General features: G+C 48.3%; 14 protein-coding genes. 4 read left to right on the top strand and 10 right to left on the bottom strand.

Annotated elements, in window-relative coordinates:
* Positions 1-8: 8 nt before the first annotated feature.
* Both HH301_RS07370 and HH301_RS07365 read right to left on the bottom strand, forming a co-directional pair.
* A complete protein-coding gene (locus HH301_RS07370) occupies positions 9-944 on the bottom strand; it encodes an NAD(P)H-dependent flavin oxidoreductase (protein ID WP_169568052.1) in 936 nt (311 codons plus the stop codon).
* 35 nt (positions 945-979) lie between these two features.
* The gene (locus HH301_RS07365) at positions 980-1621 is read right to left on the bottom strand and encodes an HAD-IA family hydrolase (protein ID WP_169568051.1); all 642 of its coding nucleotides are present in this window, start codon (positions 1619-1621) and stop codon (positions 980-982) included.
* Positions 1622-1793: 172 nt separating this feature from the next.
* On the opposite strand from HH301_RS07365, the gene HH301_RS07360 reads away from it, so the two are divergent.
* A complete protein-coding gene (locus tag HH301_RS07360) occupies positions 1794-2600 on the top strand; it encodes a pentapeptide repeat-containing protein (protein ID WP_169568049.1) in 807 nt (268 codons plus the stop codon).
* Positions 2601-2616: 16 nt separating this feature from the next.
* Here HH301_RS07360 and HH301_RS07355 read toward each other — a convergent pair whose 3' ends face one another.
* Positions 2617-3999 carry an FAD-binding oxidoreductase gene (locus HH301_RS07355; protein WP_169568047.1) on the bottom strand — a complete coding sequence of 461 codons (1383 nt, stop codon included), beginning with the start codon at positions 3997-3999 and terminating at the stop codon, positions 2617-2619.
* 120 nt (positions 4000-4119) lie between these two features.
* Here HH301_RS07355 and HH301_RS07350 point away from each other — a divergent pair, with 120 nt between their 5' ends.
* Together HH301_RS07350 and HH301_RS07345 are read left to right on the top strand one after the other, a co-directional pair.
* The gene (locus HH301_RS07350) at positions 4120-4608 is read left to right on the top strand and encodes a thioesterase family protein (RefSeq protein ID WP_169568045.1); all 489 of its coding nucleotides are present in this window, start codon (positions 4120-4122) and stop codon (positions 4606-4608) included.
* Between the two features lie 3 nt (positions 4609-4611).
* Positions 4612-5283 carry a lysoplasmalogenase gene (locus HH301_RS07345; protein WP_169568043.1) on the top strand — a complete coding sequence of 224 codons (672 nt, stop codon included), beginning with the start codon at positions 4612-4614 and terminating at the stop codon, positions 5281-5283.
* Positions 5284-5315: 32 nt separating this feature from the next.
* On the opposite strand, the gene spbR is transcribed toward HH301_RS07345, so the two are convergent.
* Complete coding sequence (gene spbR, locus HH301_RS07340) at positions 5316-6443, bottom strand: SpbR family protein (RefSeq protein WP_169568041.1); 1128 nt, start codon at positions 6441-6443, stop codon at positions 5316-5318.
* 216 nt (positions 6444-6659) lie between these two features.
* Here spbR and HH301_RS07335 point away from each other — a divergent pair, with 216 nt between their 5' ends.
* On the top strand, positions 6660-7040 hold the full coding sequence (locus HH301_RS07335) for a c-type cytochrome (protein WP_169568039.1): 381 nt from the start codon (positions 6660-6662) through the stop codon (positions 7038-7040).
* Between the two features lie 66 nt (positions 7041-7106).
* Here HH301_RS07335 and HH301_RS07330 read toward each other — a convergent pair whose 3' ends face one another.
* The 6 genes from HH301_RS07330 to HH301_RS07305 all read right to left on the bottom strand — a co-directional run bounded on the left by HH301_RS07330 (position 7107) and on the right by HH301_RS07305 (position 14615).
* A complete protein-coding gene (locus HH301_RS07330) occupies positions 7107-7535 on the bottom strand; it encodes a universal stress protein (RefSeq protein ID WP_169568037.1) in 429 nt (142 codons plus the stop codon).
* Positions 7536-7551: 16 nt separating this feature from the next.
* Complete coding sequence (locus HH301_RS07325; protein WP_169568034.1) at positions 7552-10380, bottom strand: TRAP transporter permease; 2829 nt, start codon at positions 10378-10380, stop codon at positions 7552-7554.
* Positions 10381-10475: 95 nt separating this feature from the next.
* On the bottom strand, positions 10476-11450 hold the full coding sequence (locus HH301_RS07320) for a TAXI family TRAP transporter solute-binding subunit (protein ID WP_169568032.1): 975 nt from the start codon (positions 11448-11450) through the stop codon (positions 10476-10478).
* A gap of 134 nt (positions 11451-11584) precedes the next feature.
* Entirely contained in the window at positions 11585-12415 is an 831-nt protein-coding gene (locus tag HH301_RS07315) for a beta-keto acid cleavage family enzyme (RefSeq protein ID WP_169568030.1), read from the bottom strand.
* A gap of 4 nt (positions 12416-12419) precedes the next feature.
* Positions 12420-13745, bottom strand: coding sequence for an aspartate aminotransferase family protein (locus HH301_RS07310; RefSeq protein WP_169568029.1), 1326 nt, complete (start codon positions 13743-13745; stop codon positions 12420-12422).
* 6 nt (positions 13746-13751) lie between these two features.
* Positions 13752-14615, bottom strand: a complete 864-nt coding sequence (locus HH301_RS07305) for a MurR/RpiR family transcriptional regulator (RefSeq protein WP_169568027.1) — start codon at positions 14613-14615, stop codon at positions 13752-13754.
* Between the last annotated feature and the right edge of the window lie 100 nt (positions 14616-14715).

The raw sequence follows: 14715 nt of genomic DNA, 5'->3' as shown, positions 1-14715 counted from the left end.
CATAATTATTAGAAGCCTTGCTCAGCGCCCATTTGACCCATGCGCTTGCAGATTTCATGAAATCCAGAGACTGTTTCCTCAATAATTTCTGCCACTGGTTTCTGACCGTGGATAAGGGCTGCTGACTGTCCCGCAAGCCCTGCGCTTGCCTCCATATCCCCGCCAAAATAAAGCTCTTGGATCCGCTTAAACATATCCTTAGGCATCACACCTTCCTCAAAGATTTCCAGTGTTCTGTCCGTCTTCAAGGCGCGAATGCATGGGGTGGATTTTTTGTTGAGAACGACTGTACCTACATCCTCGGCTGAAATGATGGCGTTCTTGTAATTGTCATGAACCGGGCTTTCTTTGGCAGAAACGAAACGAGTTCCCATCTGAATAGCTTCAGCACCTGCAGCAAAAGCCGCCGCCATACCACGGCCATCCACAATGCCGCCAGCAGCGACCATTGGGACGTCAACTCTCTCCCGGATGGCTTGCAACAACACAAGTAGGGAAACCTCTTCGGGGTTCTTAAACCCACCTCCCTCACCGCCTTCGACGACAAGTCCGTCCACACCAGCCTCAACAGCTTTTAGCGCCGCCTTAACTGTTGGAACCGCATGATAGACGATGATGTCATGTTGTTTCAGGATATGGATCAGTTTCTCAGGATTACCTGCTGATGTGGTAACAAATTTTACACCGGATTCAGCAACAAATCGGATCATATTTTCATCGCGCAAAAACAGAAGCGGAAGGTTAATTCCAAACGGAGCGTCCGTCAGCTCCTTCATCTTGTTAATTTCAGCGATGCAATTCTCTGTCTCACCAGATGACGTTTCAATAATTCCAAGGCCACCAGCATTACATACGGCAGATGCCAACTGGGATCTCGCGATCCAACCCATTGGTGCTTGAATTATTGGATATTTGGCTCCTGTGTGCTGCAAAAAGCGGTTCATAAAGTTTCCTGCCTGTGTTTTTACTTTTCAAAAAATCAATCAAATTGCCGATCTAAATACTGCCCCAACTCGGTCAGTGTCTGATCTTCAGAAACCACTTTGATGGTTTTCATACCCATAGCAGCCGCCGGTTTCAAGTTAATACCAAGATCATCCAAATATACGATCTCAGCGGGCTCAACACCCATCTGTTCGCACGTGTAGGTATAGATTTCCGGGTCCGGTTTACGCATACCGATTTTACTGGACTCAATGACCTGATCAAAAAGAGCCATGACGTCCAGAACCGCCTTCTGAGCTTCTTCAGAGCGACTCATTCCCGGGCCTTTTCCCGCGGACACATTATTTGTCAGACAAACGCACTTGAAATCTTTTCGAATGTCGTTGAGCGCAGCTATCATTCGAGGCCGTAACGCCCCAGACAACAGTTTTATAACTTCGCTGCCAGGTACAGGATGTCCAAGGGCAGTACTTTCTTCCAGGAAAAGCTGGTCGAATTCCGCAGCTGTTACCATACTCCGTTCGAACTTGGCCCAGGCATTGCGATCCGGGTTCGTCGAATTCACTGTTCGCAGGAAGTTCACGGGAAGACCGTTCTTTTCCTCAAACAGTTTGAACTGCTCGAAAGGGCTCGTCGTGAGAACCCCTCCAAAATCCCAGAGGACTGCCTTTATCATTCGTTTTCCTTTATTGATTGTTCAACTCTTACGAGGCCGTTAGACTTTGATTATTTCTTAATTGATGAGGATAGTGGCAGTATGAAATTTGCTTGTCAAATCTGGACTTGTCACGCTGTCATGCTTATCTATTAGAAAATTACCAAAACAAACCCGGGGTGGATAACGCGGTATGAGAAACACAATCATCTTTGCAGTTTTGATGGGTCCCTTGTTCGCAGGCCCCTTATTAGCAACGGAAAACGCGGATCTGGAAAAATTCAAAAAAACCAACGCTTGCGAGAAATGTGACCTGCGGAATGTGATGTTACAAGGCAACGAGATGAAAGGCGCAAAATTGGAGAAGGTCAATTTGCGTGACAGTCTTTTAAAGAACACGACATTCGATGGTGCGGATCTCTCAGGTTCCGACCTTCGCCGAGCTGATCTTGAAAAAGCCTCCCTGCAAAACGCGGATATTTCGGGCGCAATTCTACGAGACACCGATCTGGAGAAATCTCTGCTCAATGGCACATCTTTCAAAGGTTCAGATCTTCAAGATGCAGATCTTGAGAACACAATCGCTGAAAACGCTGATTTCAGTGGGTCTGACATGCGGAAAACAAACTTGAAACGGGGTGTTTTTAATAATAGCTCTTTTGAAGATTCCCAACTTTCAGAGGCTAATCTCAAACGCGCAGTTGCCCGAAACGCAAATTTCGAAGATGCCAAACTGAAGAGTACTCGCTTGACCCGAGCCGACCTTAGCGGCGCAAATTTTGAGGATGCGGATTTGTCCCTTGCCAACTTTTACCGGGCAACGCTTGTTGGCGCCAACTTCAAGGATACTAACCTGGAAGGTGCTATCTTCTGGAAGGCTGATATCTCTGGGGCGGACTTCTCGAAAGCAGATGATCTGGAGCAGGATCAGCTGACAGGCGCTTGCGGGAATTCAGAAACACGCCTGCCAGGAAAACTTAAAGTCCCAGACTGCGAATAAGACGGGACAGACAGGGCTAGATAATTTTTCCAGGGTTCATGATATTGTCTGGATCCAGCGCAGCTTTGAGGGTCGCCATCACCTCGACAGCCCCTTCACCAAGCTCATTTTTCAGGTATTTTTTCTTACCCAATCCAACCCCATGCTCGCCGGTACAGGTCCCTTCCATGGATTGGGCCCTTGCAATTAAGCGCGCATTTAACTCTTCAGCCTCAGCAATCTCCGCAGGGTCATCCATGTTGAGAACAAAGGCCAGGTGGAAGTTCCCGTCGCCAACATGTCCAACGATTGGCGCAATTAGCGAGCTTTTATCTAGATCCGCTTTTGTTTCCAAGATGCAGTCTGCAAGTCTGGAAATCGGAACGCAGACATCCGTAGCCCACATAGAAGCTCCGTTGCGAAGAGCACGTGCTGCATAGGCCGCGTTATGTCGGGCTTCCCACAACTTGGTGCGATCTTCTGGCTTGCTTGTCCACTTGAAGTCTTCAGCTCCAAAATCCTTGCAGATCTCCCCAACCATTTCCGCTTGTTCAGCGACACCCTGCTCACTGCCATGGAATTCAAGGAACAGAGAAACCTGGACAGGTAAATCAAGGCCAGAATATTTATTAATCGCATCAATCTGTACGTCATCCAGAAACTCAATGCGTGCAATTGGAATACCACTTTGGATCGTCAGAATGACCGACTGGACAGCGCTTTCCACGTCTGGAAAAGAGACCGTGGCTGCAGAAATGGCTTCTGGGATTCCGTATAATTTCAGGGTAATTTCCGTGATAACGCCGAGTGTCCCTTCGGATCCAATATAGAGCCGGGTCAAATCATAACCGGCAGAGCTTTTCTTGGCCCGTCCGCCTGTCTTGATGATCTTACCATCGGGCAAAACAACCGTCAGATTGAGGATATTGTCCTTCATTGTTCCATAGCGCACCGCATTCGTTCCTGATGCGCGGGTCGAAGCCATACCGCCGATGGTCGCATCCGCACCCGGATCAATTGGAAAGAATAGCCCTGTATCCCGCAAATGTTCATTCAACTGTTTCCGCCGGACACCTGGCTGCACGACACAGTCCAGATCCTCCTCATGAACTTCGAGGATCTGGTCCATTTGGTTCAGGTCGAGAGAAACACCCCCTTCGACCGCGTTGATATGTCCCTCCAGTGATGTTCCTGCCCCAAAAGGAACAACCGGGATCTTGTGTTTTGCGCAGATTTTAACAATCTCAGAGACTTCCTCTGTGCTCTTGGCGAAGCAAACCAAATCAGGGGCACAAAGCTCATGCCAGCTTTCATCCTTGCCATGTTGATCCCGCACCGCTTGTGACGTTGAGCATCGCTCTCCCAGTAAGGCAGTCAGTTCTTTTTTCGCAACATCAAGTTTTTCCATGGGGATGGACATATTTTCCTCTTTCCAATGAGATCGACAGCGGAATTAAAAAATTAGTTTCATTTGATACCATTTTAGTCACGGAAGATCAAAAGCTTTTCCTCACACAAATTTTTGATTACTCTCTCCGCCATGATTGAGAATAATAAAAACATACTTCGCCAGTTGACCGTTCTGCCTGAATGGATTGACCATAACCAACATATGAATGTCGCCTATTATGTGCTGATTTTTGATCAGTCGCTAGACGTTTTGCTCGATAATATCGAATTGACCCGTGACTATCGGGCACAGTCCGGGAACACCGTGTATGTCCTAGAAACCCATGTCTGCTATCTGCAGGAAGTGAAAGAAGGCGACCCGCTTGATATTACCTGCCGGGTTATTGATTGTGATGAGAAGCGCATTCACCTCTACCTAGAAATGTATCATGGAAAAGACGGCTTTCTCGCCGCGACATCTGAGCAGATGATCCTGCATATCGATGCTGCTGGTCCGAAGGCAACCCCAATGCCAGCTTTTATCCAAAATAACCTTGAGACATTAAAACAGGAACAAGCCCACCTTCCGATGCCTGAAAAGCTGGGATCGAAAATTGGGATCCGGCGAAAGACAGCTTAAACCATGCCAGCCCTTACCAAACACCAGGTCAATCTCCTGCTTATCGCAATTGGCCTCGCGCTCAGCTACCTTCTTGTCCCACTTGCGGAAGGTTCCATTGGCAATATCATTCAAAAGTCGAGCGCCTGCGTTTTTCTGGCCATCTTGGGTCTGATGGCGACAGAACAGAAAAGGATTTCCAAGCTTTTATGCCTGGCACTCCTGTGTTCTGCGGCTGGCGATGCGTTTCTGGCCATTAGAAATGGGGATTACTTCACCCATGGCCTCGGGGCGTTTCTTATTGCGCATCTACTGTATATTTCCATCTTTGCCAAAACCCAAAGCTGGAAAGAAGTGGCAACGTGGCGAAAAGGAGCTACCGCGTTAGTCGTACTGTTCGCAGCCTCTATGCTGGGTATGCTCTGGCCAGAACTTGGCGCCCTTAAAGCACCCGTCTTCATATACATTGCTGTTATTTCAACGATGGCGCTTTTGGCACTAGGATCCCGACTGGACCCAAGACTTGTTGTGCTAGGTGCTATTAGCTTCCTGATTTCAGACGCGACAATTGCAATTAACAAGTTCCTGTATGCATTCGAGCTATCAGGTCCGCTTATCTGGATTACCTACATCGGTGCTCAAGTGCTATTGACACTCGGCATCATCAAAGGCTCACAAAAAATGCCGGTCGCATGAACCGGCATTTGAAACTTAAATGTTAAGCTTGATCAGGCTGCAGCCGTCTCATCATCTCCGCTGCTGATTTTCGAAATCAGGTAATCCACATTTTCTGCATCGAAGCGATCTTCAAAATGGGTTAAAACCCGCTGGATAACCGCATCGCGGAACCGCTCCCGATCTCCAGGGTCACCATCATACTCAAGCTCGTTTACGAGATCGACAGCGACACGCATCATTTCGACCAAACCTGCTGGGATATCCAACTTCTTACAAAGCTGTTTAAGACCATTTCCGCCTGCATCATTAACCAGCATATGGACGTTAGAGACTGAGATGTCTGCGCCCTTAGCAAGAGCCGTTTCGAAGAAATCAATATCGCCGACACAGAGTGCACGCAGAATAATTGTTGGTGTCAGACGGCCATTATCATAGAGCTGATCGATCAGGCGTTTTAATTCGCCCTGACTTGTGCCCTCTTTCAACAAACCAATCATGGTTTTCTCACGACTAGCAAGGATAAGGTCCGTTGCTGTTGCAGGTGAAAGCTCATGATGGCTGACAAGGTGCTCGCGAAGACGATCGGAAACCAAGCTAACCAACCGCTCAGTAACGGTTAGCGGCAATTTGCTCCGATAGGCCATCGGTTTATTGACTTTTTCACTATCGCCAAATTTGTCCAAAACCTTCTCGAAGGTTTTTTCGGAAATCTGCGCCGTATCATTTTCCATCAGGGTAGCGACGACATTCTCGTTCCCTGTATCCGCCAATTTCTCAGAAATAGCTTCAGATACGTTGGACCTTGCGGCAATTGCCGTTTGATGCTCTTCCGATTTAGAGCTGATAATCTCTGCCAGATCCTCATCGCTCAAGGCTTCAGAAGCGCTCAGCATCGGTGTAGCGACTTCAGAAATATCACTGGCTAGAGAGAAAGCAATATCATGAGGGAGATCTGGAAGCGTCTTCAGGGTCTCTGCCAAGGTCTGTCGGACCAGAACCTCTGCATCAGATACCAACAGACGGAAAATCTGTTCAGCCTCTTTGCGTTCCGTCTCACTGAACTGCTGACTTGTCAATTCAGTTGCGATTTTTTCAACCGTTTGTGCCCGCGCACTGGCAGAGCGATCAGAGAGTAGACGCTCTACGTCTGCCGGGCTAAGAGAACCGTTTTCAGACACACTGGCTCCATAAAATAGAGTTAACCTAGTTAGGCATCTAAATGGATTAATCTTAATATACTGTTAACTGCAGTTGCATAATCACAGTTTTTCACACCAAAGAACTTGGGTTCGCGACAAATTGACACAGATTTACATCGCGCCTTAATTTTTAATGTAATAGGATTATATAAGAGTAAGTCTTCGAGCTAGAGAAAAAAGAGGATGGTAACATCTATGAAAAAATCTCATTTGCTGACAGTCGGTATAGCTACTGTTTTAAGTGTATCTTCGTCAATTGCCTTTGCAGAAGGTGACCCTGCAAAGGGTGAAAAAGTCTTCAAAAAATGTCAGGCCTGCCACACTGTAGAAGAAGGTGGTAAGCATAAAGTTGGCCCTAACCTATTTGGCATTGTGGGCGCTTCCGCCGCAGCCAAAGATGGATACAAATATTCAAAAGCCATGAGCGAATCTGGTTTGACTTGGGATGAGGCAAACTTGGATGAATATTTGAAAAAACCAAGAAGCTTCGTCAAAAAAACAAAAATGAGTTTTGCGGGACTTAAAAAAGATAGCGATCGCGCCGATGTCATCGCTTACTTGAAAACCCTGAAATAATTCGGCCCCAGAGGCCAAAAAAAAGCGGCCTTGATAGGCCGCTTTTTTATTGTGAAATTCTAAGTCCTACTCACGTACAACCAATACGGAGCAGTTTGCGTGACGAACGACCCTTGCAGCGTTCGGACCGAGCAAATAGTCCTGCATCTTAGGTCGATGCGCCCCAATAATGATCAAGTCACATTTCAGTTTCTTCTGCATACGCAGGATTTCCTCATAGGCGTTTCCATGGCCAACGATATGCTGAACCTTGATGTCTGAGGGGATATTGTCTTTGACAAACTGATGCAGTTTATCATTCACCTCCTGCATCATTTTCGCTTCATGATCCTTTGGAAAGAAGGATCCGACAAGGCTCATTCCGAAATCCGGCGTCACTGTCATCACGTGCAGAGTAGCTTCCGCATTTTTTGCGTAATTGACAGCCTCTGGCACCATTTTTACCCAACTTTCTGGATGCTCCAGATCAATTGCAAGAAGGATATGCTTAAACATCGATAATCCCTTTCCTTCAGGATACGGTTGCAGATGAGGCTGCGCCGGAAGGATTCCGCCGCCGCTGCATAAGGAAAATCAACCCCAGAATGACCAGAGCCGGAATATAGAGCAACTCCCGTGCAGGTTGGTCTGATGGGACCAGCACTTGCTTGATCACTTGATCAAAGTCGAGACCTGCAGCTTCGGAAGGACTGTCAAAAGCTGCATTATCAATGATGACTTTGTCATCCTCAATCAACAGCTCCAACCCAAGTGCTTCCAAACGCTCAGCTCCTGTTCCATCACTTTCAATGGGTAAAATGGCTGTAATGGTAAGCGGGTCTCCAACATCATCTAGCCCATCAACGATTAGTCGGATTTCAGTTCCTGTTTCAACAGACCCCAGAACCGCCTCGATTTCCGTTGCAGATTTCTGCTCATACGGGGGAACAATCAAGTCCATCCAGAAGCCTGGCCTAAACAGGGTAAAGGCAATCAGGATCAACAACGCGGATTCCCAAATGCGGGATTTCGCCATGAAGTACCCTTGCGTCCCAGCGGTAAAGAGCAGCATAGCTGCCGTTGCGACAATGAAGACAAACACGCCCTCCAACGGGGTCACATCAATCAACAATAGCTCTGTATTGAAAATGAAGAGGAATGGCAAAATAGCTGTTCTTAACGAATAGAAAAACGCCACAAACCCTGTTCGGATCGGATCTCCACCAGAAACTGCCGCGGCAGCAAAGGACGCAAGTCCCACCGGCGGGGTCACATCTGCCATAATTCCAAAATAGAATACAAAAAGATGAACCGCGATCAGCGGCACAATCAAGCCATTTTGCTGACCAAGACTGACAATCACAGGCGCCAAAAGGGATGACACCACGATATAGTTAGCAGTTGTCGGCAACCCCATACCCAGGATCAGACTGAGGATTGCTGTAAAGATCAACATCAGCAGGATCTGCCCTTGGCTCAAAAACTCAACCAGTTCGGCAAGAACCAACCCAACACCAGTCTGCGAGACCGTTCCCACAATGATGCCGGCTGCAGCTGTTGCAATACCAATACCGATCATGTTCCGGGCACCGGAAATCAACCCTTCAATCAGCTCTTTGAAGCCTCTGGCCGCTGTTCCGCTCAAGGCTTCTTTGCGGAAATAGGCAAAAAGTTGACGTTGGGTGAGCAAGATGAAGATCATCAAGGCCACCGCCCAAAAAGCAGAAAGCTCAGGTGACAGACGCTCGATCATCAAACACCAGATCAGCACCCCGACCGGCAACAGGAAGTGAAGCCCAGCCAAGATCGTTGGACGGGGTTCTGGCAATGCTGTTACTGGCGCATTGGGATCATCCATAACCAGATCCGGTACTTTCGCACAAATTGCAACCAGCGCCACATAGGCCAAAATGATCAGGGCCCCAATTACCCACGGAGCAAAAACAGGACCTGCCATTTCTGTGATAAAGCCAACCAGGAAGAAGACACCAAAGGCACCAATGACCAAGTTGCAAAGGACGATGCCACCAGTGGACACAACACCCAATAATTTCTGCTCATCAGTGATCTGCTTTTTCACGCCAAAGACAAGAACGGCCTGCAGCGCAAAGACGATCAATACAGCAATCAACTGGTTCAGGTTCGTGCCAAGCATTTGGAATAGCATGAAGAGATAGTAGATCGCACCACCAATAGCCAAAATAGCACTGATCGTTATGCCCATAGACAGCAATGCCAGCTTTGTGGGTTTCGGCTGAACTGCCCTTGGCAAGCCTTCCATATTGCTCTTCATTGCTTCCAGATGAACAATATAAACAAGCGCAATATAAGAAATAATGGCTGGAATGAAGGCGTGTTTCACGACTTCGAAATAGCTGATGTCAACATACTCCACCATCAGGAAGGCCGCAGCCCCCATAACCGGGGGCATAATTTGCCCGTTTACGGACGATGCTACTTCAACGGCACCACTTTTTTCAGGTGAGAAGCCCACCCGCTTCATCATAGGAATGGTGAAGGTACCTGTGGTTACCACGTTCGCAATGGAAGATCCGGAAATCAGTCCCGTCATGCCAGAGGCGACAACGGCTGCTTTCGCCGGACCACCCCGCATATGTCCCATCAATGAGAAGGCGACCTTAATGAAATAATTGCCTGCGCCGGCTTTATCCAACAGTGCACCAAACAAAACAAAAAGGAATACAAGACCGGTTGAAACGCCAAGGGCGATACCAAACACACCCTCTGAGGAGAGCCATTGGTGATCTGCTACGGCACCAAAACTTGCGCCTTTCCATGCGAGGAAACCAGGCGCATACGGACCAAGGAATGTGTAGCCCAGAAAAACGATGGCAACGACCATCAAGGGAGGACCCAAAGCGCGGCGTGTCGCTTCGAGCAACATCACAATGCCGATTGACGCCACTATAATATCAAAACTGCCAGGGTTACCTGGCCGGTCACTCAGTCTAGTTCCAAAAATGCTGTTAATCAGAGAACTATCTGCAATGAAGATGTAAAGGGCACAAAGGCTTCCCACTATGGCCAAGATCCAATCTGTGAAAGGGATCCGATGCCGAGGGGAGGTTTTCAAAGCCGGATAGGCCAGGAAAGCCAGGAAAATTGAAAATCCCAAATGGATAGGACGCGCTTCCCGACCAGAAAATACCCCCGTTCCGATCAGGTAAGGCAAGGGTGATGCAATCCAGATCTGCCAAAGTGACCAGATCAATGCAACAGCCGCCATAAATATCGCAATTGATTTATTGTCAGGGGTCCGCCCCCCGGTATCCGTCGAGGCTACAAGATCCTCAAGTTCAGCAGTGCTCAGACTACCTTGATTTGATGAAGTATCTGTCATACTCCCCCCTGCACCAAATTCCCTGTAAATTTTCATCAGGCCCGTTTAAGGCCAGAGTAATGCAGGGTGGGGATAAGCCCACCCTGCTCAACTGATTACATCAAACCAGCTTCTTTATAGTATTTGATCGCACCTGGATGCAGAGGAGCAGACAGGTTGTTTTTGATCATTTCTTCTTTTTTCAGGTTAGCGAATGCAGGATGCATTTTCTTGAACCGATCGAAATTCTCAAAAACCGCTTTCACGATTTCATAGACAGTTGCTTCATCAGTTTTTGTGGATGAAACAAAAGTCGCACCAACACCAAACACTGGAGTGTCGCTGTCTGTGCCTTTGTAAGTTCCACCTTTAACGGCTGTCTTTGCATAGTAAGCGTTTTCGTCAACCAGCTTGTCGATTGCTGGACCGGTTACAGGAATCAGTTTCACATCGCAAGTGGTTGCTGCTTCTTTAATGTTACCTGTTGGGTGACCAACGGTGAAAACAAAAGCATCGATTTTGTTATCGCAAAGTGCAGCTGAATGCTCAGAGGATTTCAGCTCGGATGCGAGCGCAAAATCATCCATGGTCCAGCCCATTTTTTCCATGACAACTTCCATGGTTCCCCGCTGACCTGAGCCTGGGTTGCCAATGTTGACACGTTTGCCTTTCAGATCTTCGAACTTTTCAATTCCAGCGTCTGCACGGGCAACAACTGTAAATGGTTCTGGATGGACTGAGAAAACAGAGCGAAGTTCTTTAAATGCTCCGTCAGGGAATTGCTTAGGAGCAGTTCCGTTATAAGCATGATACTGCCAGTCAGACTGAGCAACACCCATGTCCAGATCGCCAGCGCGGATACCATTGATATTTTTCGTGGAACCGCCTGTTGTATGCGTACATTTGATGTCGTGATCTTTTGTACCGCGGTTAACAAGTTTACAAATTGCGCCACCAACCTGGTAGTAAACACCTGTTTGGCCACCGGTACCGATTGTGATGAACTTTTCCGCCTGAGCAGATGTAGATGCCGCCATCACGCTGGCATAAGCGATAGCAGCAGTTGCTGCCAGTGAAAAGAAACGTTTCATATTTTACTCCTCAACCTGTCATTATTGAGAGATCTATTCAACGGCTTGCGCCAAAGACAGATCCGTTAACAGACTCCAAATGAATCCTATGTAGACAACGACCGTCGTTTTCTGCTGAAAACTCCGTAAGTCAACTACGCACTACTTGATACGAAAAATTTGAGGTCAGCGGCTGTCGCAAGCGGACGGCCAATTGCCTCGGAAACTTGAAAGACCTGCCTGACAAGATCAGCATTGCTTTTTGCAACTGACCCATCCTTTAGCAAAAGGTTATTTTCAAAGCCTACTCTGACGTGCCCGCCCATTGCAATAGCGGCGCTCGCCGCCGCATGTTCAAGGGGTCCAAAGGCACAAACGGACCACGGATCACGAGGATCACGGACCGCTAAAAATGGCAGCAAATCTGCAGGCCTTGAGACCTGATCCTTTGCATACCTACCCAACACAAACAAGAGGAGCGCGGGACCATCAGGAACCACACCCTGCTCTCTGAGTGTATTGAATCTCCTCACATCCTCAGAATCGTACAAAATGAACTGAGGAAGAACTGACTGCTTACGCAGTTCTTCAAAAAAATCTTTCGCCAGCGCTTCACCGCCCTCAGGCACCAGTTCTCTGATCGCCAAGGAAACTGACGGTGGGCATAATTCCAGCGCCATCTTCATTTGTGCTGCAGCGCTGTAAATTCCAACGGCTTCACTAGTTGCCTGAATTAGAATGTCATCACCGCAAACTTCCCGAATAGCCGCGATGGCCTCACGATATAAGTCCACATCCAAAGAATGCTTATCTTCTGCGTCCCTCACATGAAGATGAATGGCAGAAGCGCCCGCCTCCAGACAGGCTTTCGCTTCCGCAGATAGTTCTTCAGGTGAAATAGGCAAGTTTGGGTGGTCAGCCTTGGTTTTGCGCGCTCCGTTTGGCGCGACCATTATCATCAAGGGATCCAGCTTCAAATCGGTCATGACTTTATCCCTTCAAACCAACAGCTAGCGCTGTATCCAGTTTGTCGACGATTTCACCGACCTGATTTTCTGTCAGGATAAAAGGTGGAGCCAACAGAATATGATCACCCTTACGGCCATCAATGGTGCCGCCCATGGGGTAGCACATCAGACCTGCATTCATGGCAGCCTTCTTGACTTTGGCGTTGACCTTTAGAGCTGGATCAAAGGCTTCCTTGGTTTGCCGATCAGCCACCAACTCAAGCCCAAGGAACAGTCCTCGCCCACGAATATCACCCACATTGGGGTGCTGGCCGAATTTGGCCTGTAATGCATCTTTTAATTTCCCACCCATGGCGCGTACATTGCTGAGAAGATCATTTTCCTCAACGTATTTTTGTGCAGCAAGTGACGCAGCGCACGCTAAAGGGTGCCCCATATATGTATGCCCATGCTGGAAAAACCCGCTTCCATCCGCGACGGCCTGAACAATTCGCTTGCTCGCTAACATGGCGCCAATTGGCTGATACCCTGCGCCGAGGCCTTTGGCCGTGACCAGAATGTCTGGGGCAATGCCTTCCTGCTCAACAGCAAAAAGAGAACCAGTTCGGCCCATACCGCACATCACTTCGTCCAGAATGAGTAAAATGCCATATTGATCGCAGATTTCCCGGATGCGTCTGAAGTACCCCTCAACTGCTGGCACAGCACCCAGCGTCGCTCCAACAACCGGCTCACAAATAAACGCGCAAATTGTCTCGGGGCCAGACTTCAGAAGGGAAGCTTCAAGTTCGTTGGCAACCCGCTGACCAAATTCAAACTCACTCTCTCCATCCCTTTTCTCACGATATTCATAACAAGGGGAAATCAGATCCACTGGCATCAGAAGCGGCGCATAAGGCTCCCGTCGCCATTCATTACCCCCTGCAGAGAGCGCTCCTAGAGTATTTCCATGATAACTTTGCTTGCGGGAAATAAACCGGGTTCGTGAACTCTCTCCCGTTTCCAGGAAATATTGACGGGCCAGTTTCAACGCCGCCTCAACAGCCTCTGACCCGCCTGAGACAAAGTAAACCTTGTCCAGATCCCCCGGTGCCCGTTCTATCAGAAAGTCAGCCAGTTCTTCCATCGCCGGATTTGTGAAGAAACCGGAATGAGCAAACGCAATGTTCTTTAATTGGGCTTCTATAGCAGCTGCCACGGCCTCATTGCTGTGACCAAGGCAGGAAACAGCAGCACCACCGCAAGCATCCAGATACTGCTTACCTGTGCTGTCTGTAATGTAGGCCCCATCACCTTTTACAGCGACAGGGTAGTCTGTATTCAATACGCGATGGAACACATGTGTCATCGAAAGTTATCCTTGCCAATAAGTCTCAGCTTCCCTGAGACGTTGATCCGATTTTTCAAGAGCGTCGATAGCCTCATCCCCGAGGCGGGTTACAATCGCAGCAACAAGCGCCTGCACCGTAATTAATGCCCCACTGAGCGAGCGATAGAAGGAGGGGCTCCGATTTCCAACGATAAACAGATGAGCTGCATTTTCAGCCAGAGGCGAGACAGGGCTATCCGTAATGGCGATAATTTTGGCGCCTGCTGTATGGGCAAAACGGACCGCTTCAACAGTCTCTCTCGTGTACGGGTCAAATGCGACCGCGAGCAAAACATCATCAGGTCCGATTTCGGTCAGTTCTTCTATAAATTGACCGGCTGCCCCTGTGATCATTCTGGCAGATGGGAAAAAGACCCGCGTAGCATACTTAAAGAAAGACACAATTCCATTGCATTTTCGAAGACCGATCATGTGAACCCGGTCCGCATTGACAAGGGTTGCAGCCGCATCTCCAAGTAACCTTTCATCCATATTGCCGAATGTGGTTTGCAGGTTATCTTTCTCAGCGCTCAACAACGTTCCAAGTAAGCCCTCTGATGATAAGCCGCCTTGCTCTAGTTGAAGTTTTCTGGCGCGCGCGGCATAGCCACTGGCTGGCCGACTGACCAGTTGACGGAACCGGTCCCTAAGATCGTTATATTTCTCAAATCCAAGCTTGGAGGACAGGCGAACCATGGTAGCTGGCGTGACAAAAGCCCGGCCTGCGATTTCTCGCATGGAATAGACGGCCACATCATCTGGAGAGCTCAACATATAACGAGCCGCAACTTGCAATTGCGGGCTAAGCCCTTGATATTCTTTCTGAATAGTCGCCAGAATATCTGACATTCCTGCCGCCCTCACCCTCTTCAAAAGGTCTTATGCCTTCCGTGTCTTCATATGAGAGTAGACGCAGCTTTCTGATATTGCAACAATTGTTTCATTTTTG

This window comes from Sneathiella limimaris (assembly GCF_012932565.1).
GTDB lineage: Bacteria > Pseudomonadota > Alphaproteobacteria > Sneathiellales > Sneathiellaceae > Sneathiella > Sneathiella limimaris.
This window is presented reverse-complemented; position numbering and strand designations above follow the sequence as displayed.

Bases quoted from the DNA above. Each gene is read 5' to 3' on its own strand.
- HH301_RS07370 (WP_169568052.1), bottom strand. From the start codon at position 944: ATGAACCGCTTTTTGCAGCACACAGGAGCCAAATATCCAATAATTCAA.
- HH301_RS07365 (WP_169568051.1), bottom strand. From the start codon at position 1,621: ATGATAAAGGCAGTCCTCTGGGATTTTGGAGGGGTTCTCACGACGAGC.
- HH301_RS07360 (WP_169568049.1), top strand. From the start codon at position 1,794: ATGAGAAACACAATCATCTTTGCAGTTTTGATGGGTCCCTTGTTCGCA.
- HH301_RS07355 (WP_169568047.1), bottom strand. From the start codon at position 3,999: ATGTCCATCCCCATGGAAAAACTTGATGTTGCGAAAAAAGAACTGACT.
- HH301_RS07350 (WP_169568045.1), top strand. From the start codon at position 4,120: ATGATTGAGAATAATAAAAACATACTTCGCCAGTTGACCGTTCTGCCT.
- HH301_RS07345 (WP_169568043.1), top strand. From the start codon at position 4,612: ATGCCAGCCCTTACCAAACACCAGGTCAATCTCCTGCTTATCGCAATT.
- HH301_RS07335 (WP_169568039.1), top strand. From the start codon at position 6,660: ATGAAAAAATCTCATTTGCTGACAGTCGGTATAGCTACTGTTTTAAGT.
- HH301_RS07330 (WP_169568037.1), bottom strand. From the start codon at position 7,535: ATGTTTAAGCATATCCTTCTTGCAATTGATCTGGAGCATCCAGAAAGT.
- HH301_RS07325 (WP_169568034.1), bottom strand. From the start codon at position 10,380: ATGACAGATACTTCATCAAATCAAGGTAGTCTGAGCACTGCTGAACTT.
- HH301_RS07320 (WP_169568032.1), bottom strand. From the start codon at position 11,450: ATGAAACGTTTCTTTTCACTGGCAGCAACTGCTGCTATCGCTTATGCC.
- HH301_RS07315 (WP_169568030.1), bottom strand. From the start codon at position 12,415: ATGACCGATTTGAAGCTGGATCCCTTGATGATAATGGTCGCGCCAAAC.
- HH301_RS07310 (WP_169568029.1), bottom strand. From the start codon at position 13,745: ATGACACATGTGTTCCATCGCGTATTGAATACAGACTACCCTGTCGCT.
- HH301_RS07305 (WP_169568027.1), bottom strand. From the start codon at position 14,615: ATGTCAGATATTCTGGCGACTATTCAGAAAGAATATCAAGGGCTTAGC.